The organism is Streptomyces sp. NPDC050674 (assembly GCF_040654575.1).
In the GTDB taxonomy this organism is placed as follows: Bacteria; Actinomycetota; Actinomycetes; order Streptomycetales; family Streptomycetaceae; genus Streptomyces.
Window position 1 is genome coordinate 77,817 of sequence record NZ_JBFAIG010000024.1, and the last position, 19,520, is coordinate 97,336.

Sequence of the window (19,520 nt, forward strand, 5' to 3'; positions counted from 1 at the left end):
GGAAGGCCACGGTCATGCCGCACCCGCACACCCACCCCTCTCCCGCCGACCGGCCGGTCGTCAGCCGCCGCCGACTGCTGGAGGGCGGAGCCGCCGTGCTCGGCGCGCTCGCCCTGGCCGGGGCGCCCGGCGCGGCGCACGCGGCCGGCCGGCGCCCGGCGGCGGACGCCCCGCCGGAGTGGAACGACGGCCTGGGCACGTACCGGATCGGCACCGAGCCGCCGCACACCACCCTCATGCCGTACGCGGATCTCGGACAGGCGCTGAAAGGCGACCGTGAGCGCTCGCCCTACCGCCTGAGCCTGGACGGCACGTGGAAGTTCGCCTACGTGGACCGCCCCGACGACCGGGACACCGACTTCCACCGCACCGACGTCGACGACTCCGGCTGGGACACCATCCCCGTGCCCTCGGCCTGGCAGCTGCACGGCTACGACTTCCCGATCTATGTCAACATCACCTACCCCTGGTGGGGCCCCAACGGCGGCGGCGAGGACGCCCAGCCGCCGGCCGCCCCGACCCGCTACAACCCCGTCGGCCAGTACCGCCGTACGTTCACCGTGCCCCGGAGCTGGAAGGGCCGGCGCACCTTCCTGCACTTCGAGGGCGTCAAGTCCGCCCACTACGTGTGGATCAACGGCGAACTGGTGGGCTACCACGAGGACTCGTACACCTCCGCCGAGTACGACATCACGCCGCACCTCAAGCCGGGCACCAACCAGATCGCCGTCGAGGTGTACCGCTACTCCGACGCGGAGTGGCTGGAGGACCAGGACATGATCCGGCTGAGCGGCATCTTCCGCTCGGTCCACCTGTACTCCACACCGAGCGTGCACCTGCGCGACTTCCGCCTGGACACCCCGCTCGGCGACGGCTACACCTCCGCCGAGCTCAAGGTCACCGCGCAGGTGCGCGACTACGGCGGCGAGGGCGGGGGCCGCTACACCGTCGAGACCCAGCTGTACGACGAGCGCGGCCACGCCGTGTGGTCCCGGCCCCTGAACGGGACCGCCGACGTCCCGGACGGCGACGAGACGTCAGTCGAGGTCTCCAGGGCCGTACCCGCGCCGAAACTCTGGTCGGCCGAGCACCCGAACCTCTACACCGCCGTGCTCCGCCTGCGCGATCCGGCCGGCAAGGTGGTCGAGACGCTCTCGCACCGGGTCGGCTTCCGGGAGTTCGCGCTCAAGGACGGCCTGATGCGCATCAACGGCAAGCCGGTCTCCCTGCGCGGCACCAACCGGCACGAGATGCACCCCGTCACCGGCTCGGCGCTCACCCGCGCGCAGATGGTCCAGGACATCGAGATCATCAAGCGGCTCAACATCAACAGCGTCCGCACCTCGCACTACCCCAACAACCCCCTGTGGCTGGAACTGGCCGACGAGTACGGCCTGTACCTCGTCGACGAGACCAACCTCGAAACCCACGGCATCCGCGACAGGTTCCCTGGCAGCGGCCATCCCGAGTGGACCGAGGCGTGCGTGGTCCGCGCCCAGAACATGGTCCACCGCGACAAGAACCACGCCAGCGTGGTCATCTGGTCCCTCGGCAACGAGGCGGGCGGCGGCACCACCTTCAACGCCATGCACGACTGGATCCGCTCCTACGACCCCACCCGTGTCATCCAGTACGAGGGCGACGACCGCCCGGGCATCAGCGACATCCGCTCCGAGATGTACGACAGCCCGCAGCGCGTCGAGCAGCGCGCCAAGGACACCGGCGACACCCGGCCGTACGTGATGATCGAGTACTCCCACGCGATGGGGAACTCCAGCGGCAACTTCAAGAAGTACTGGGACATCGTCCGCCGCTACGACGTCCTCCAGGGCGGCTGGATCTGGGACTTCGTCGACCAGGCCCTGGCCTGGCCGACGCCGACGCGCAAGCTGCTCACGGAGACCGGGCCCGGTGGGATCCACGGCGAGGTCATCAACCCCAGCGGCACCTTCGACCGCGCCAAGGGCGTCTCCGGCGGCACCGTCTTCGCCCGCGACACCCGCCTCGACCTCACCGGCTCCCTCACGCTGGAGGCCTGGGTCACCCCGCGCGTGACCGGCTTCCACCAGCCGATCCTCGCCAAGGGCGACACCCAGTACGCCCTCAAGCAGAGCGACAGGAACCTGGAGTTCTTCATCCACGGCGGCGGCCAGTGGGTCACCGCGAGCTGGGCCCTGCCCGAGGGCTGGACCGGCAAGGAGCACCACATCGCCGGCGTCTTCGACGCGGACGCGGGCACGCTCACCCTGTACGTCGACGGCCAGGCGCGCGGCAGCAAGACCACGACCCGGCGCCCCGGCGTGAACACCGCCTCCCTGTCCCTCGGCACCGACGTCGACAACCCGACCCGCGAGTTCAGCGGCACCATCCGCCGGGCCCGGGTGTACGCCCGCGCGCTGAGCGCCGCCGAACTGGCCTCGGACAGCCGCGAGCCGGACGACGAGGGCGTGCGCTTCTGGTTCGACGCCGCCACCGCCGGCTTCACCGAGAAGCGCCCGCGCGACAAGACGTTCTACGCCTACGGCGGCGACTGGGGCGACAACCCCAACGACGGCGCATTCGCCGGCGACGGCATCGTCACCGCCGACCGAGGCCTCACCGGCAAGTCCGCCGAGGTCAAGCAGATCTACCAGGCGATCAACGCCACCCCGGCCTCGGGCGGTCCCGGCGCCGTCACCCTCACCAACGAGTACCTGTTCACCAACCTCCGTGAGTTCGACGGCCGTTGGTCCCTGGTCGCCGACGGCGAGGTCGTCCAGCGCGGCCGGCTGACCCGCGACCAGCTGGACGTCGCCCCGCTCGGCAGCAAGGACGTCAAGGTACCGGTGCGGCTGCCCGCCAGGCCCGAGCCCGGCACGGAGTACTTCCTCCAGCTCTCCTTCACCACCAGGGAAGCCACCCGGTGGGCCAAGGCCGGTTTCGAGGTGGCCAAGCAGCAGCTCGCCCTCGACGCGAACAGCCCCGCCGTGAAGCCCGCCCCGCTGCGCGGCGTGCCCGCCCTGCGCCACACCGACGGGGACGAGACGGTCACCGTCAAGGGCAAGGGCTTCACCGTCACCGTCGACAAGAGCAGCGGCACCATCATCTCGTACGAGGCGGGCGGCATCCCGCTCATCACCTCCGGCCCCGTCCCCAACTTCTGGCGGGCGCCCACCGACAACGACCGCGGCAACGGCCAGCACACCCGCAACCAGGTGTGGCGCGACGCCGGAGCCAGGCGGAAGGTGGCCGGCGTACGGGTCCGGCCCCTGGACGACCGGGCCGTGGAGATCACCGTCACCGGCACCCTGCCCACCGGCACCGAATCCACCTACAGCACGACCTACACGGTGTTCGGCAACGGGGAGATCAAGGTCGACAACACGCTGCACCCGGGCGCGGCGAACCTGCCGTACATCCCGGAGGTGGGCAATCTGCTGTTCCTGCCGCGGAGCCTGGACCGGCTGCACTACTACGGCCGGGGCCCCGAGGAGAACATGTGGGACCGCAACAACGCCACCGACGTCGGCCTGTACTCCGGCAGCGTCTCCGGGCAGTGGACCTCCTACCTGCGCCCCCAGGAGAACGGCAACAAGACCGATGTCCGCTGGGCCGCGCTGACCGACGCAAGGGGGCGCGGGCTGCTGGTCTCCGGTGAGCCGCTGCTGGAGGTCAACGCCTCACGCTTCACCCCCGAGGACCTGTCCGTCGGGGCCCGCCACGACTACCAGCTCACCCCCCGGGACGCGGTCGTCCTGCGGGTCAACCACCGCCAGATGGGCGTGGGCGGCGACAACAGCTGGGGAGCGCACACGCACGACGAGTTCAAGCTGTTCGCGAACCGCGACTACGCCTACACCTACCGGCTGCGTCCGCTGACGCGGGTGAGCGAGGCGATGGAGGCCTCGCGCCGGCCGACCGCCACCGAATAGCACGAGCGGGGGGTCAGCGGCGCCGCCTCAGTCGGCGGCGTCGCTGATGCCCAGGCGCAGGTGCTCCACGTGGTAGACGGCCTGGTCGAGCAGCTCGGCGACATGGTGGTCGTGCAACGCGTAGACCACCGAACGGCCCCGCCGCTCGCCCACGACCAGGCCCAGATTGCGCAGCAGCCGCAGCTGGTGCGAGCAGGCCGACTGCTCCATGCCCACCTCGGCGGCCAACTCCGTGGCCGGCAGCGGGCCTTCGCGCAGCCGCGCCAGGATCAGCAGCCGCGAGGGCGTGGACAGGGCCTGGAGCGTGGTGGCGACCTTCGCGACGTTGTCGGCGTCCAGGCGTACGCGCTCGCCGGCGTCCGGCGCGGGGGTGACGGCTCCATGACCCATGACGTCATCGTACCGGGCCCGCACGAACACATGAATGAATCTTCATCTGTGCCGGTGAGGTGGTGCGGCACTGCCACGTCGATGTCGGATTCTCGCCAGCCCCGCGCCGCCGGGTGCCGGATGCTGGACGCATGCAGATGGGGATGCACACCGACACCGAGCGCTGCGTACGCGCCGTCCGGTCCAAGGACGCGCGGTTCGACGGCTGGTTCTTCACGGCCGTCCTGACCACCGGCATCTACTGCCGTCCCAGCTGTCCGGTGGTGCCGCCCAAGCCGGAGAACATGGTCTTCCACCCGAGCGCCGCGGCCTGTCAGCAGGCCGGGTTCCGGGCCTGCAAGCGCTGCCGGCCCGACACCAGCCCCGGCTCGCCGGAGTGGAACCAGCGCGCCGACCTCGTGGCCCGCGCCATGCGGCTGATCGCCGACGGAGTCGTGGACCGCGAGGGCGTGCCCGGCCTCGCCGGCCGGCTCGGCTACAGCACCCGGCAGGTCGAGCGGCAGCTCCTGGCCGAGCTGGGCGCCGGCCCGCTCGCGCTCGCCCGCGCCCAGCGCGCCCAGACGGCCCGGCTGCTCATCGAGACGACCGCCCTGCCCATGGCGCAGATCGCCTTCGCCGCCGGATTCGCCTCGATCCGCACCTTCAACGACACGGTCCGCGAGGTCTTCGCCCTGGCCCCGAGCGACCTGCGCGCCCGCGCCCCGAAGCGACAGGGCGCGAGCACGCCCGGTGTGCTGTCGCTGCGGCTGCCGTTCCGCGCCCCGCTCAATCCCGACAACCTCTTCGGCCACCTCGCGGCGACGGCCGTGCCCGGTGTGGAGGAGTGGCGCGACGGCTCCTACCGCCGCACCCTGCGTCTGCCGTACGGCCAGGGCATCGTGGCGCTGACCCCCGGCCCGGACCACATCGCCTGCCGCCTCACCCTCAGCGACCTGCGCGATCTGACCGTCGCCATCAGCCGCTGCCGCCGCCTGCTCGACCTGGACGCCGATCCCGTCGCCATCGACGACCAGCTGCGCACGGACCCGGTCCTGGCGCCCCTGGTCGACAAGGCGCCCGGCCGGCGCGTGCCGCGCACGGTCGACGAGGCCGAGTTCGCCGTCCGGGCGGTGCTCGGCCAGCAGGTCTCCACCGCCGCCGCCCGTACCCACGCGGCCCGCCTGGTCGCGGCGCACGGCGAACCGATCGAGGACCCCGAGGGCGGCCTCACCCACCTCTTCCCGGCCCCCGGGGCCCTCGCGGCGCTGGACCCGCAGACCCTCGCCATGCCGCGCACCCGCCGGGCGACCTTCACCACCCTGGTCCGCGGCCTCGCCGACGGCGCTCTCCACCTGGGTGTGGAGAGCGACTGGCCGCGCACCCGCGCCCAGCTCCTGGCCCTGCCCGGCTTCGGCCCCTGGACGGTCGACGTCATCGCCATGCGCGCCCTCGGCGACCCCGACGCCTTCCTCCCCACCGACCTCGGCATCCGCCGCGCCGCCCGGGAGCTGGGCCTGCCCTCCACCCCGGCCGCGCTCACCGCCCGGGCGGCGGCCTGGCGCCCCTGGCGGGCCTACGCGGTCCAGTACCTCTGGGCGACCGACAGCCACCCGATCAACTTCCTTCCGGTATAGGGACGTCCGATGAAGCAGCACACCGTGACCGACAGCCCCTACGGCCCCCTGACCCTCGTCGCCGACGACGGCGTCCTGTGCGGGCTCTACATGACCGACCAGCGCCACCGCCCGCAGGAGGAGACCTTCGGCACCCGCGACGACACCCTCTTTGCCGAGGCGGAGGAGCAGCTGAAGGCCTACTTCGCGGGGGAACTCGAGGACTTCACCGTCGCCCTGCGCCTGACCGGCACCCCGTTCCAGCGCGCCGTCTGGGACGAGCTGCGCCGCATCCCCTACGGCGAGACCCGCACCTACGGCCAGCTCGCCGACGCCCTCGGCGCCCCCGCCGCCTCCCGCGCGGTCGGCCTCGCCAACGGCCGCAACCCCATCGGCATCATCGTCCCCTGCCACCGCGTCATCGGCGCGAACGGCGGCCTCACCGGATACGGGGGCGGACTGGAGCGCAAGCGGCGGCTGCTGGACTTCGAACGCGGGGCCGCGCTGTTCTGACCCTTCGGCTCGTCACCTTCATCCCGGGGGCGTGACGCGCTCACGCGCCTGGCGGACCTGCGGGACTCGGCGAGTCCGTGAGGCGGCGCAGCAGCCGCGGCAGCGCCGTGCCGATCGGATCGCGGACGATCTCGTCGGCCCGGTCGTCGTACGGGGTCGGTTCCGCGTTGACGATGATCAGGCGGGCGCCGTGGTCGGCGGCGACTTCGGCCAGTCCCGCCGCGGGCTGGACCTGGAGACTGGTGCCGACCGCGATGAACACCTGGCAGGCCTTGCTGATGGCGGCCGCCTCGCCGAGCACGACGGGGTCGAGCCGCTCGCCGAACATCACCGTCGCCGGCTTCAGGATCCCGCCGCACTCCCGGCAGGGCGGGTCGCCCTCCCCGGCCTCGACCCGGGCGAGCACCTCCGGCATCGGGCCGCGGGCAGGACAGCCGGTGCACACGAAACGCCGTGCCGTGCCGTGCAGTTCGAGCACCTTGCGGTCGGGCATCCCGGCGAGCTGGTGCAGCCCGTCCACGTTCTGCGTGATCACCCGCACCGGCACCCCGGACCGCTCCAGCTCCACCACCGCCCGGTGCCCGGCGTTGGGCTCGGGGCGCAGCGCGTGGTTCTCCAGCCGCATGCGCCACGACCGGCGGCGGATCTCCGGATCGCCCATGTAGTACTCGTACGTGACGAGCTTCTCGGCCTCGGGATCCCGCCGCCACAGCCCCTTGGGCCCGCGGTAGTCCGGAATCCCGGAGTCGGTGCTGATACCGGCACCGGTGAGCAGGGCGACGAGGGGCTTGGCCATGGCACCGAGGGTAGGCGGGGCCGTGGCACGCGGCGAGCGGATATCGCCGGACCGCGGGGGGAGCGGCGGCCCCGTCAGTGCACCCGCCGCCCGTTCTCCAGCTCCGCCGTCCCCGAGCCCTCCGCCAGTACGTCGAGGGCCGCCAGCACACGGCCGCCGAGGGCGCCCGGCAGGTACCGGGTCAGTTCCTCGCGCGGGACCAGCCGCCAGGACAGCAGCTCCTCCTCCTGGAGGCGGATCGCCTTGAACTCGTCCTCGCTCAGCACCCCGCCGTCGTACAGGTACGCCACCAGGGGCGGGCGGCCCGGGCCCTGCACCCAGTCCACCGCCAGCAGCTGGCCGAGCTCACGGTCGAGACCGATCTCCTCGGCCGTCTCGCGCCGCGCGCCCTGCCGCGGGGTCTCGCCGTCGTCGGACTCCACGGTGCCGCCGGGCAGCGCCCAGCCCTCCCGGTAGTTGGGCTCGACCAGCAGCACCCGGCCCTCGTCGTCCCGGAACAGCGCGGCGGCGCCGGCCAGCACGCGGGGCAGGGAGGCGATGTAGGCGGCGAAATCAGGGAAGGACGTCATCGGTGCAGGGTAACCACCGGGCCACGGCTCATCCCCCGGCCCTCGGGGCAGCCGGCTGCGCCAGCCGCAGCGTCCGCTGCGCCAGCTCGCTGATCCGCACCCCGTCGAAGCCGAACACCGCACTGCGGACCGTGTCCTCCAGGGGGACCTTCCACTGGTCGGGGATGGCCCCCGCCCCGCCGAACACGCCGGCCACCGAACCCGCCGTCGCGCCGTTGGAGTCGGTGTCCAGGCCGCCCCGGACGGTCAGGGTGATGGTGCGCGTGAAGTCGCCGTCGCCGTAGAGCAGGCCCGCGGTCAGGACGGCCGCGTTCGGCACGGTGTGGATCCAGCCCATCCCCGCGGTCTCCTCGGCGACCGTGGTGAGCGTGTCCTCCCACGGCATGCGGGTGTCGTGCAGCGAGGTCACCCGGCGCACCGTGCGGGCGAGCCGGCTGCTGGCAGGGATCACGGTCAGGGCCTCGTCGACGGCGTGGCGCACCGTGGGCGCCGTGAACGCCGCCGCGATCAGGGCAGCCGCCCACATCGCCCCGTAGACCCCGTTGCCGGTGTGCGAGAGCACCGCGTCGCGCCGGGCGAGGGAAGCGGCCCGGCGCGGCTCGCCCGGGCAGGTCCAGCCGAAGATGTCGGCGCGGATGAGGGCGCCGATCCACTCCTGGTAGGGGTTGTCGTACGTCGCGGTCAGCGGCGGCTTCAGCCCGGTGGCGAGGTTGCGGTAGGCGGCCCGCTCGGCGGTGAACGTCTGCAGATACGGCAGCCGCAGCAGCCACAGGTCGCCGACCTGCTCGGTGCTGAAGCCGAAGCCGTGCGTCTCCAGCAGGTCCAGGCCGAGGATCGCGTAGTCGACGTCGTCGTCGCGGCAGCTGCCGTGGATGCGGCCACGGACGCACTGGCGCCACTCGGGGCGCAGCGCGGTCGCCTCGTCGCCGGTGGGCTCGGGCAGGTAGTCGGTCAGCGGGAGGGCGGCTGCCCGTCTGAGGTAGCGGTCGATGCGGTCGCGCGACCAGACCTCGCCCTGTTCGACGGGCTTGCCGAGCATGTTGCCCGCGACGCGCCCCGTCCATCCGCCGAGGACGCGGTCGGCCAGGTCCGTCTCGGTGTGCGCAAGGGCCATGGTTACGGTCTACCCGTTTCCCGCGATCCACCCGTTCGCGAGCGGGAGCCACCCGTCCAGGAGGTGGGCATGTGCTGACGACCGGGGCGTCCTCCGGTTAAGGTCACAGCGGCGCGACTGGCCTTGACATGCGTGAGGGCCCGGAGAGCAAGGGGAGAGCAAGTGGCGGACGCTGCAGTGAGCGACACCCGCAGGACACAGCGAGTGCTCGTCGCCGCGGACAAGTTCAAGGGGTCGCTGACGGCCGTGGAGGTCGCCGAGCGGATCACGGCCGGGCTGCGCCGGGTCCTGCCGGACCTCGACGTCGAGGCGCTGCCCGTGGCCGACGGCGGCGACGGCACCGTGGCCGCGGCGGTCGCGGCGGGCTTCGAACGCCGGGAGGCACGGGTCGCCGGCCCCCTCGGCGAGGAGGTCACGGCGGCGTTCGCGCTGCGTGAGGGCACCGCGGTCGTGGAGATGGCCGAGGCGAGCGGGCTGCAACGGCTTCCCGCCGGGGTCTTCGCCCCGCTCACGGCGTCCACGTACGGCTCCGGCGAGTTGCTGCGGGCCGCCCTGGACGCGGGCGCCCGCACGATCGTCTTCGGGGTCGGAGGCAGTGCCACCACCGACGGCGGTGCCGGGATGCTGTCCGCGCTGGGCGCCCGGTTCCTGGACGCCGACGGGGAGCCGGTGCCCCCGGGCGGCGGCGGACTCGCCGAGCTGGCCACCGCCGACCTGTCGGGACTGGACCCGCGTCTCGCCGAGGTCGAGCTGGTCCTCGCGAGCGATGTGGACAACCCGCTGACCGGCCCGAAGGGCGCACCCGCCGTCTACGGCCCGCAGAAGGGCGCCTCACCGGACGACGTGGAGGCACTGGACGCCGCCCTCGCGCACTTCGCGAAGGTGCTGGAGGGGCCCGCCGGACCGAAGGCCGCCGAGTACGCGGCCTCGCCCGGCGCGGGCGCGGCGGGCGGCATCGGCTACGGCGCCCTGCTGCTGGGCGCCCGGTTCCGCCCCGGCATCGAGGTGATGCTCGACGTCCTGGGCTTCGCCCCCGCCCTGGACCGCGCCGACCTGGTCATCACCGGCGAGGGCTCCCTCGACGAGCAGACCCTGCACGGCAAGGCCCCGGCGGGCGTCGCCGCGGCGGCCCGCGCCGCGGACAAGGACGTGGTGGCCGTCTGCGGCCGCCTCGCCCTGCCACCCCAGGTTCTGGGCCGTGCCGGCTTCCGCCGGGCCTACCCGCTGACGGACGCGGAGCCGGACGTGGCGAAGTGCATCGCCGAGGCGGGCCCGATCCTGGAACGGGTCGCGGAACGGATCGCCCGGGACTTCCTGACCTGAGCCGTCACGTCAGGGCCGTCAGCTCACCGTCCCCGTCCCTGAAGTAGCTGCCCTCGGTGAGGCCTTCCACCATGCCGTTCTTGAACCACTGTTTCGACATGTGGTGGACGGTCTTGGCGGTGAGCTCCCACACCAGGGAGTGGCCCGCGCCGGCGAGGCAGAACATCAGCTTGTGCGGTCCCTTGACAGCCGAGTAGAGGGCCGGCACGGAGAAGCGGGTGGCGTCGGGGAAGGTCGCCGGGCTGTTGGCGGCCCGGTCCAGCTCCCCATAGATGATGAGCACGGGGACCCGCCGGCCGAGGATGTACGCGCCGCCCGGGTCCCGGTGGGGCACCGTCTGTTCGTTCCAGCCCCACCAGTAGGTGTTGCGGTAGCGCAGGATGCCCTCGGCCCTGCCCGGCTCCACCTCGGGGCCCCACTTGCTGCCGGTGGGGTCGCTGTCCATGCAGGCCTCCCAGGCGTAGTCGACGATGTCCGGCTCCCGCAGGGCGGGGTTGCCGTCCAGCCCGGTCCCGAACCCGGTCCTGGTGCCGACGAACATGGGGAAGCCCCAGGTGAGCGCGGGCTTGGACAGGGGGAGGGTCTGGGCCTCGGCCGGGCGTCCGAAGGGCTCGTCGGGCTTGCCCGACCACCGTCCCCTGGGCGGGAAGACAGGGGCGAGCAGGAGCAGGCTCTCGACAAGCTCGGGATGCTGGAGGGTGTAGGGGCCCATGATGGCCGCGCCCAGGGACCAGCCGATGAAACGGATCGGCTTGTTCCGGTCGGGCAGGCCTCTGATGTGCCGGACCACCGCGTCGAGCTCGGCCCACTCGCTCTCCGAGTTCCCCAGCTGGGACGCGTAAGGGGGAGGGGGAGGGCAGGGCTGCTGGAGCGGGTTGGGGACGAGGACCCGCTGCTGAGCCGGGTTGGCGTTGCACGGATCGTCCATCCTGGGGCGCGGCGACCGGCCCGAGCCCTGGAGGTCCATGATGAAGACGTCGTAACCGTCGTCCGCGAGTTCCTGTGCCCAGCTGTACCGGGTGGCGGAGCCGCCGGGCACCGGCGCGAGATCGAAGCCCGCCAGCGCCGGCACGCTTCTGCCGTGCAGCATCAGTACCGGCTGGTGCGGATGGTTCGGCTTGGTGCCGTCGTACTCCCGTACGGGCAGCGTCACCGTCTCGCCGAAGTTGGCGGGGATTTGGGATTCCAGCGTGACGTTGTGCTCTTTGAGGATGGGTGCGGGCATGGCCGCCTCCCGGTGCGGGAAGTGGGGAAAACTATCTGAAACCCCCCTCTTTCCACCCTCCTCTTCCTGTACTTTTCTGGCAAATCGGCCTCAACCAGAGGTAGTTGACCGGTCAAGGGCAGAAGAAGGACGTCCTTGAACGCGGAACGGGTGTGGCCCGGGCCTTGAAGGCCCGGGCCACACCCGTCAGCGGAGGGACGAGGTCACGGCAGCTGTGCCGCGCGTGCTTCCCGTCGGTTGTCGCGGAAGTTGTTCACCCGCCGGGCCGTCGCGAACAGCGGGATCACCGCCCCCATGACCAGCTGGAGCGCACAGCCCGTCTGGAGCAGCAGCTGGCCGCTCGGGGCGTCGAACGCCCAGGCCGCCATCATGCCCATGCCCACCACGATCCACGACAGCATCGCCACAGCGAGCCGGCCGCGCGGCTTCGGGTATTCCACGCGGCTCACCATCAGCCACGCCGTCCCCAGGATCGCCAGCAGCGTCGCCACGAAGGGCAGCTCCAGCAGCACGATGGACACCACCGTCAGTGCGCCGAACGGTGACGGCATGCCCTGGAAGGTGCCGTCCTTGACCGTGACGCACGAGAACCGCGCAAGCCGTAGCACCACCGCCAGCAGCACCACGATCGCCCCGACCGCCGCGACCCGCTGGTACGCGCCGTCGGCCACCATGCCGTAGACGAGGACGAAGTACGCCGGTGCCAGGCCGAAGCTGATCAGGTCGGACAGGTTGTCCAGCTCGGCGCCCATGGGGGAGGAGCGCAGCTTGCGCGCCACCAGGCCGTCGAACAGGTCGAAGACCGCCGCGCACAGCATCAGGATGACCGCGGTGGCCGCGCTGTTGCGCGCCATGCCGGTCTCCTGGCTGCCCATGAGGTCGGGGATCAGGATGCCGGTGGTGGTGAAGTACACCGCCATGAAGCCGCACGTGGCGTTGCCGAGCGTCAGCGTGTCCGCTATCGACAGGCGAAGAGAGAGGGGCATCTCCTCTTCTTCGTCCACCTCGTCGGCCTCCGGGACCCAGCCGGCCTTGGTGTCAGGATCAATCACGGTCAATGCGAGTCACCCCAGCCACGGTCTTCTGTCCCACCTCGACCGCGACCTCCACGCCCTCGGGCAGGTAGAGGTCGACGCGCGAGCCGAAGCGGATCAGACCGATCCGCTCGCCCTGCTCGACCTTGGTGCCCTGGGGCAGGTACGGAACGATGCGGCGGGCGACGGCGCCGGCGATCTGGATCATCTCGATGTCGCCGAGCTCGGTGTCGAAGTGCCAGACGACACGCTCGTTGTTCTCGCTCTCCTTGTTGAAGGCGGGAACGAAGCCACCGGGGATGTGCTCGACCGACGTCACCGTGCCGGCCAGCGGCGCGCGGTTGACGTGGACGTTCAGCGGGCTCATGAAGATCGCGACGCGGGTGCGGCCGTCCTTCCACGGCATGATGCTCTGCACCACACCGTCGGCGGGCGAGATGACCCGGCCCTGGGTGATCTCGCGCTCGGGGTCGCGGAAGAACCACAGCATCCCCGCCGCCAGCGCGGTGGCGGGAACGGCGACGGCCTTGGCGGCGCCCGAACGGCGCGCCCGGACCAGGCTGAGTGCTGCGGTGGCGACGGTCGGAAGGAGCCACGGCGATGCTCCGCGCGCGAGGCGTACGCCGGCCCGGCTGTCGCGAGATGCAGAGGTTTGGCTGTGGGGCATGGATGACCTTCGTAGCGGATGATGCCGCACACTGACGGGGGACGGCGGCTTTCCGGCGATCGTAGCGGCTCGGGGCCCGAACTGGGTAAGCCAGGCAGCCGAGTCGGCGGCAGAAGGGTGCTGACGGGGTGTGATCTTCTTCTCCAAGAAAACACCCCGTATCCGGACATCTAGCCCTGGAATCGATACTCTTCGAGCAGCCGCCTGCCGATGATCATTTTCTGGATCTCGGCGGTACCTTCACCGATGAGCAGCATCGGAGCCTCGCGGTAGAGGCGCTCGATCTCGTACTCCTTGGAGAAGCCGTAGCCGCCGTGGATCCGGAAGGCGTCTTCGACGACCTCCTTGCAGTACTCGGAGGCGAGGTACTTCGCCATCCCGGCCTCGAGGTCGTTTCGCTCCCCGGAGTCCTTTTTGCGTGCTGCGTTCACCATCATCGCATGCGCGGCCTCGACCTTGGTAGCCATCTCGGCCAGCTTGAACTGGATCGCCTGGTGCTGGGCGATCGGCTTGCCGAAGGTGTGACGCTGCTGCGCGTACTGGACGCCCAGTTCGAACGCACGCTGCGCGACGCCGCAACCACGGGCCGCCACGTTGACCCGGCCGACCTCGACCCCGTCCATCATCTGGTAGAAACCGCGGCCGGTGACCCCGCCGAGCACGCGATCGGCGGGAATCCGCAGGCCATTCATGATGAGCTCGGTGGTGTCGACCCCCTTGTAGCCCATCTTGTCGATCTTGCCGGGGATCGTGAGGCCGGGGCGCACCTCACCGAAACCGGGTTCCTTCTCGACCAGGAACGTGGTCATCGACTTGTGGGGCGCCGTGCCCTCGGGGTGACCTTCGTCACTTCTGACCAGAACGGCCACCAGAGACGACGTTCCGCCGTTCGTGAGCCACATCTTCTGGCCGTTGAGGACGTACTCCTCGCCGTCCTTCACCGCCTTGGACGTGATCGCCGACACGTCCGAGCCGAGGCCCGGCTCCGACATCGAGAACGCGCCCCGGATGTCGCCGGCCGCCATCCGCGGCAGGAAGTGGTCCTTCTGCTCCTGGGTGCCGTGCTGCTTGAGCATGTACGCCACGATGAAGTGGGTGTTGATGATGCCGGACACCGACATCCACCCGCGGGCGATCTCCTCCACGCACAGCGCGTAGGTCAGGAGCGACTCGCCCAGACCCCCGTACTCCTCGGGGATCATCAGGCCGAACAGGCCCAACTCCTTCAGCCCGTCGACGATCTGCTGCGGGTACTCGTCGCGGTGCTCCAGCTCGGTCGCGACCGGGATGATCTCCTTGTCCACGAAGTCGCGGACGGTGGACAGGATCTCCTGCTGGACGTCGGTCAGACCGGCGGTCTGGGCGAGTCGCGCCATGACTACTTCTCCTGCTCTCGCAGCTCCGGGCGGCCGGGCTGCTCGCCGCCGCGCTCCTTGATGTACGTCTCGGTCGGCACCATCACCTTGCGGCGGAACACGCAGACCAGCGTGCCGTCCTGCTTGTAGCCCTTGGTCTCGACGTAGACGATTCCGCGGTCGTTCTTCGACTTCGACGGCCACTTGTCCAGCACCGTCGTCTGGCCGTAGATCGTGTCGCCGTGGAAGGTCGGCGCCACGTGCTTCAGCGACTCGATCTCCAGGTTGGCGATGGCCTTGCCGGAGATGTCCGGCACGGACATGCCGAGCAGCAGCGAGTAGATGTAGTTGCCCACCACGACGTTCTTGCCGAAGTCCGTCGTCTTCTCCGCATAGTTCGTGTCCATGTGGAGAGGGTGGTGGTTCATGGTGAGGAGACAGAAGAGGTGGTCGTCGTACTCCGTGACCGTCTTCCCCGGCCAGTGCTTGTACGTCGCCCCGACCTCGAACTCCTCGTAGGTGCGTCCGAACTGCATCGCCGTCACGCCTCCGGGATCTCGAACTTGCTCGTGCGCCGCATGCCGGCGGCGCGGCCCTTGCCGGAGATGACCAGGGCCATCTTGCGGCTGGCCTCGTCGATCATCTCGTCGCCGAGCATCGCCGAGCCCTTCTTGCCGCCGGCCTCGGACGTGTAGTAGTCGTAGGCGTCCAGGATCAGCTCGGCGTGGTCGTAGTCCTCCTGCGACGGCGAGAAGATCTCGTTGGACGCCTCGACCTGGCCCGGGTGCAGCACCCACTTGCCGTCGAAGCCGAGGGCCGCGGCACGCCGGGCGACCTCGCGGTAGCCGTCGATGTTGCGGATCTGGAGGTAGGGGCCGTCGATCGCCTGGAGGTTGTTGGCACGGGCGGCCATCAGGATCTTCATCAGGATGTAGTGGTAGGCGTCCGCCGGGTAACCGGGCGGCTGCTCACCCACGACCAGCGACTTCATGTTGATGGACGCCATGAAGTCGGCCGGGCCGAAGATGATCGTCTCGACGCGCTGGGAGGCCGTCGCGATCTCGTTGACGTTGTTCAGGCCCTGCGCGTTCTCGATCTGCGCCTCGATGCCGATCTTGCCGACCTCGAAGCCCATCGTCTTCTCGATCTGCGTCAGAAGCAGGTCCAGGGCGACGATCTGCTGGGCGTCCTGGACCTTCGGCAGCATGATGCAGTCGAGGTTCTGGCCGGCGCCCTCGACGACGGTCACGACATCGCGGTACGTCCACTCGGTCGTCCAGTCGTTGACGCGCACCACCCGCGTCTTGCCCGTCCAGTCGCCCTCGTTGAGGAACTTGACGATGGTGTGCCGCGCCTCGGGCTTGGCCAGCGGGGCGCAGGCGTCCTCCAGGTCGAGGAAGACCTGGTCCGCCGGGAGGCCCTGGGCCTTCTCCAGGAAGCGCGGGTTCGAGCCCGGCACCGCCAGACAGGAACGCCGCGGGCGAAGGCGGTTGACGGTCGTCATGCGGGGACCTCCAGGGGGTCGAGCTTGTTCGCTTTCCGGATCTCGTCGACGATGCGGCCGATGATTCCGGTGATGTCGAAGTCCTTCGGGGTGAAGACCGCGGCCACTCCGGCTGCCCTGAGCTGCTCGGCATCACCGTTCGGGATGATGCCACCGGCGATCACCGGGATGTCTGTGGCACCGGCCACACGCAGCCGTTCGAGGACGTCCGGGACCAGCTGGGCGTGCGATCCGGACAGGATCGACAGGCCGACCGCGTGCACGTCCTCGGCGAGGGCCGCGTCCACGATCTGCTCGGGCGTCAGCCGGATGCCCTGGTAGACCACCTCGAAGCCGGCGTCCCGCGCGCGCACCGCGATCTGCTCGGCGCCGTTGGAGTGGCCGTCCAGGCCCGGCTTGCCGACCAGGAAGCGCAGCTTGCCCACGTTCAGGTCCTTGGCCGTGAGCTCGACCTTGCGGCGGACCAGGGAGAGCGCGCTGCCCTCCTCGACGGGGACGGCCACCGGCGCCGAGGAGACGCCCGTGGGCGCCCGGAACTCGCCGAACACCTCGCGCAGGGCCCCGGCCCACTCGCCGGTCGTCGCCCCGGCGCGCGCGCATTCCAGGGTGGCCTCCATGAGGTTCTCGTCGCCGCGCGCGGCCTCCTTCAGCCGCTCCAGGGCCTTGCAGGGCCGCGGGTGGTTGAAGGGCGGCTGGTAGCGGCTGTCACGCCACTGCTGAAGCCCGGCGATGACACGGGCCTCGACCGCCGGGTCCACCGTCTGGATCGCGGTGTCCAGGTCGGCGGTCAGGGGGTTCGGCTCGGTGCCCTCGAAGGCGTTGACACCGATGATCTTCTCCTGGCCGGACTCGATCCGGCCCCGGCGCTCGGCGTGCGAGGCGACCAGCTGCGACTTCAGGTAGCCGGACTCGACGGCCGCCATCGCGCCGCCCATCTCCTGGATGCGCTCGATCTCGGCGAACGACGCCTCGACCAGCTGCTCCACCTTCGCCTCGATCACCTTCGAGCCCTCGAAGATGTCTTCGTACTCCAGCAGATCGCTCTCGTACGCCAGCACCTGCTGGATGCGCAGCGACCACTGCTGGTCCCACGGGCGGGGCAGACCCAGGGCCTCGTTCCAGGCGGGCAGCTGCACGGCACGCGCGCGGGCGTCCTTGGAGAGGGTCACGGCCAGCATCTCCAGCACGATCCGCTGGACGTTGTTCTCCGGCTGCGCCTCCGTCAGGCCCAGGGAGTTGACCTGGACGCCGTAGCGGAAGCGGCGCTGCTTGGGGTCCTCGATGCCGTACCGCTCGCGGGTGATGCGGTCCCAGATGCGGCCGAACGCCCGCATCTTGCACATCTCCTCGACGAAGCGGACGCCCGCGTTGACGAAGAAGGAGATGCGGGCCACGACGTCGCCCATGCGGTCCTGCGGCACCTGGCCGGAGTCGCGTACGGCGTCGAGGACGGCGATCGCGGTGGACATCGCGTACGCGATCTCCTGGACCGGTGTGGCGCCCGCCTCCTGCAGGTGATAGCTGCAGATGTTGATGGGGTTCCACTTCGGCATGTGGGAGACCGTGTACGCGATCATGTCCGTCGTCAGGCGCAGGCTCGGCCCCGGCGGGAAGACGTGCGTACCGCGGGAGAGGTACTCCTTGACGATGTCGTTCTGGGTCGTGCCCTGGAGCTTGGTGATGTCGGCACCCTGCTCCTCGGCGACGACCTGGTAGAGCGCCAGCAGCCACATGGCCGTGGCGTTGATGGTCATCGAGGTGTTCATCTGCTCCAGGGGGATGTCCTGGAACAGCCGGCGCATGTCACCGACGTGCGCGATGGGCACGCCGACCCGGCCCACCTCGCCGCGGGCGAGGATGTGGTCGGAGTCGTAGCCGGTCTGCGTCGGCAGGTCGAACGCCACCGACAGACCCGTCTGGCCCTTGGCGAGGTTGCGCCGGTACAGCTCGTTGGACGCCTCGGCCGTGGAGTGACCGGCGTACGTGCGCATGAGCCACGGCCGGTCCTTCTGACGCTCAGTCATCTGCTGCCCCCGTACGTCTCAGATGTTGCGGAAGCGGTTGATGGCGTCGATGTGCTGGGCGCGCTTTTCCTGGTCGCGCACGCCCAGGCCCTCCTCGGGGGACATGCACAGCACGCCGACCTTGCCCTGGTGCAGGTTGCGGTGCACGTCGTAGGCGGCCTGGCCGGTGTCCTCCAGGGAATACACCTTGGACAGCGTCGGGTGGATCTTGCCCTTGGCGATGAGGCGGTTGGCCTCCCAGGCCTCGCGGTAGTTGGCGAAGTGGGAGCCGATGATGCGCTTCAGGGACATCCACAGGTAGCGGTTGTCGTACTCGTGCATGTAGCCCGAGGTGGAGGCGCAGGTGGTGATGGTGCCGCCCTTGCGCGTGACGTAGACGGACGCGCCGAAGGTCTCGCGGCCGGGGTGCTCGAAGACGATGTCGATGTCCTCGCCGCCGGTGAGCTCGCGGATGCGCTTGCCGAAGCGCTTCCACTCCTTGGGGTCCTGGGTGTTCTCGTCCTTCCAGAACTTGTAGCCCTCGGCGTTGCGGTCGATGATCGCCTCGGCGCCCATCGAGCGGCAGATGTCCGCCTTCTGGTCGCTGGAGACGACACAGATCGGGTTGGCGCCGCCGGCCAGCGCGAACTGGGTGGCGTAGGAGCCGAGTCCGCCGCTCGCGCCCCAGATCAGGACGTTGTCGCCCTGCTTCATGCCGGCGCCGTTGCGGGAGACCAGCTGGCGGTAGGCGGTGGAGTTGACCAGACCGGGGGCGGCGGCCTCCTCCCAGCTGAGGTGGTCGGGCTTGGGCATCAGCTGGTTGGACTTGACCAGGGCGATCTCGGCGAGGCCGCCGAAGTTGGTCTCGAAGCCCCAGATGCGCTGCTCCGGGTCGAGCATCGTGTCGTTGTGGCCGTCGCTGGACTCCAGCTCGACGGACAGGCAGTGCGCGACGACCTCGTCACCGGGGCGCCAGGCGTTCACGCCCGGGCCGGTGCGCAGGACGACGCCCGCGAGGTCGGAGCCGATGATGTGGTACGGCAGGTCGTGGCGCTTGGCCAGCTCGTTGGTGCGGCCGTAGCGCTCCAGGAAGCCGAACGTCGACAGCGGCTCGAAGATCGACGTCCACACCGAGTTGTAGTTGACCGACGAGGCCATGACGGCCACCAGCGCCTCGCCCGGGCCGAGCTCGGGCAGCGGCACCTCGTCCAGGTGGATCGACTTGCGGGGGTCCTTGTCGCGCGTGGCGAGCCCGGCGAACATCTCCGTCTCGTCCTTGTGCACGGTGATCGCGCGGTACGACTCGGGGAGCGGGAGGGCGGCGAAGTCCTCCGACGTGGAGTCGGGCGACTGGATCGCGGCCAGGATGTCCTTCACGGTCACGGTGTTGCCTCCGGCGGTGAGCGCCCTGAGGGAGGGGCGCCGATGGTTACGTCGGTGCTGCTGAGGGTTGAGGGAGTGCCGTCGGTTCGGCGGTGGTGCTGTTCGGCAGCGCATGGTGGCGCGGGAGGTTGCCTGTGACGC

The 19,520-nt window shown here is 70.5% G+C and carries 15 protein-coding genes and 1 pseudogene; 4 read left to right on the forward strand and 12 right to left on the reverse strand.

Annotated elements, in window-relative coordinates; all coding sequences use genetic code 11:
* The first annotated feature begins 14 nt into the window (after positions 1–14).
* The gene (locus AB0I06_RS30900; RefSeq protein ID WP_363122177.1) at positions 15–3,911 is read left to right on the forward strand and encodes a glycoside hydrolase family 2 TIM barrel-domain containing protein; all 3,897 of its coding nucleotides are present in this window, start codon (positions 15–17) and stop codon (positions 3,909–3,911) included.
* Between the two features lie 27 nt (positions 3,912–3,938).
* On the opposite strand, the gene AB0I06_RS30905 is transcribed toward AB0I06_RS30900, so the two are convergent.
* Positions 3,939–4,301 (reverse strand): metalloregulator ArsR/SmtB family transcription factor, encoded by a 363-nt coding sequence (locus AB0I06_RS30905; protein ID WP_363122144.1) that lies wholly within the window; start codon positions 4,299–4,301, stop codon positions 3,939–3,941.
* Positions 4,302–4,432: 131 nt separating this feature from the next.
* Here AB0I06_RS30905 and AB0I06_RS30910 point away from each other — a divergent pair, with 131 nt between their 5' ends.
* Both AB0I06_RS30910 and AB0I06_RS30915 read left to right on the forward strand, forming a co-directional pair.
* Positions 4,433–5,914 carry an AlkA N-terminal domain-containing protein gene (locus AB0I06_RS30910; RefSeq protein WP_363122145.1) on the forward strand — a complete coding sequence of 494 codons (1,482 nt, stop codon included), beginning with the start codon at positions 4,433–4,435 and terminating at the stop codon, positions 5,912–5,914.
* A 9-nt stretch (positions 5,915–5,923) separates the two neighbouring features.
* A complete protein-coding gene (locus tag AB0I06_RS30915; protein ID WP_363122146.1) occupies positions 5,924–6,406 on the forward strand; it encodes a methylated-DNA--[protein]-cysteine S-methyltransferase in 483 nt (160 codons plus the stop codon).
* A gap of 40 nt (positions 6,407–6,446) precedes the next feature.
* On the opposite strand, the gene AB0I06_RS30920 is transcribed toward AB0I06_RS30915, so the two are convergent.
* From AB0I06_RS30920 to AB0I06_RS30930, 3 genes are all read right to left on the reverse strand, one after another.
* Positions 6,447–7,202 (reverse strand): Sir2 family NAD-dependent protein deacetylase, encoded by a 756-nt coding sequence (locus tag AB0I06_RS30920; protein WP_363122147.1) that lies wholly within the window; start codon positions 7,200–7,202, stop codon positions 6,447–6,449.
* Positions 7,203–7,276: 74 nt separating this feature from the next.
* Positions 7,277–7,771 carry an NUDIX hydrolase gene (locus tag AB0I06_RS30925; RefSeq protein WP_363122148.1) on the reverse strand — a complete coding sequence of 165 codons (495 nt, stop codon included), beginning with the start codon at positions 7,769–7,771 and terminating at the stop codon, positions 7,277–7,279.
* Positions 7,772–7,799: 28 nt separating this feature from the next.
* Positions 7,800–8,885 (reverse strand): ADP-ribosylglycohydrolase family protein, encoded by a 1,086-nt coding sequence (locus tag AB0I06_RS30930; RefSeq protein WP_363122149.1) that lies wholly within the window; start codon positions 8,883–8,885, stop codon positions 7,800–7,802.
* Between the two features lie 204 nt (positions 8,886–9,089).
* Between AB0I06_RS30930 and AB0I06_RS30935 the strand changes: the two genes are divergently transcribed.
* On the forward strand, positions 9,090–10,208 hold the full coding sequence (locus AB0I06_RS30935; protein WP_363122178.1) for a glycerate kinase: 1,119 nt from the start codon (positions 9,090–9,092) through the stop codon (positions 10,206–10,208).
* Between the two features lie 4 nt (positions 10,209–10,212).
* On the opposite strand, the gene AB0I06_RS30940 is transcribed toward AB0I06_RS30935, so the two are convergent.
* From AB0I06_RS30940 to ccrA, 8 genes and pseudogenes are all read right to left on the reverse strand, one after another.
* Complete coding sequence (locus AB0I06_RS30940; RefSeq protein WP_363122150.1) at positions 10,213–11,433, reverse strand: alpha/beta fold hydrolase; 1,221 nt, start codon at positions 11,431–11,433, stop codon at positions 10,213–10,215.
* A 203-nt stretch (positions 11,434–11,636) separates the two neighbouring features.
* Positions 11,637–12,419: a CDP-diacylglycerol--serine O-phosphatidyltransferase gene (pssA, locus tag AB0I06_RS30945; protein WP_363122179.1), complete on the reverse strand. Its 783-nt coding sequence runs from the start codon at positions 12,417–12,419 to the stop codon at positions 11,637–11,639.
* Between the two features lie 58 nt (positions 12,420–12,477).
* Positions 12,478–13,134 (reverse strand): phosphatidylserine decarboxylase, encoded by a 657-nt coding sequence (locus AB0I06_RS30950; protein ID WP_363122180.1) that lies wholly within the window; start codon positions 13,132–13,134, stop codon positions 12,478–12,480.
* A 170-nt stretch (positions 13,135–13,304) separates the two neighbouring features.
* Positions 13,305–14,510: an acyl-CoA dehydrogenase family protein gene (locus tag AB0I06_RS30955; RefSeq protein ID WP_363122151.1), complete on the reverse strand. Its 1,206-nt coding sequence runs from the start codon at positions 14,508–14,510 to the stop codon at positions 13,305–13,307.
* 2 nt (positions 14,511–14,512) lie between these two features.
* Positions 14,513–15,025, reverse strand: a complete 513-nt coding sequence (locus AB0I06_RS30960; RefSeq protein WP_030843910.1) for a MaoC family dehydratase — start codon at positions 15,023–15,025, stop codon at positions 14,513–14,515.
* A gap of 5 nt (positions 15,026–15,030) precedes the next feature.
* Positions 15,031–15,993 (reverse strand): CoA ester lyase, encoded by a 963-nt coding sequence (locus tag AB0I06_RS30965; RefSeq protein WP_363122152.1) that lies wholly within the window; start codon positions 15,991–15,993, stop codon positions 15,031–15,033.
* A pseudogene (locus AB0I06_RS30970) lies at positions 15,990–18,020 on the reverse strand (protein meaA); the annotation flags it as partial. The pseudogene AB0I06_RS30970 and the gene AB0I06_RS30965, both read right to left, overlap by 4 nt.
* A gap of 15 nt (positions 18,021–18,035) precedes the next feature.
* The gene (gene ccrA, locus AB0I06_RS30975; protein WP_363122153.1) at positions 18,036–19,379 is read right to left on the reverse strand and encodes a crotonyl-CoA carboxylase/reductase; all 1,344 of its coding nucleotides are present in this window, start codon (positions 19,377–19,379) and stop codon (positions 18,036–18,038) included.
* Positions 19,380–19,520 lie beyond the last annotated feature (141 nt).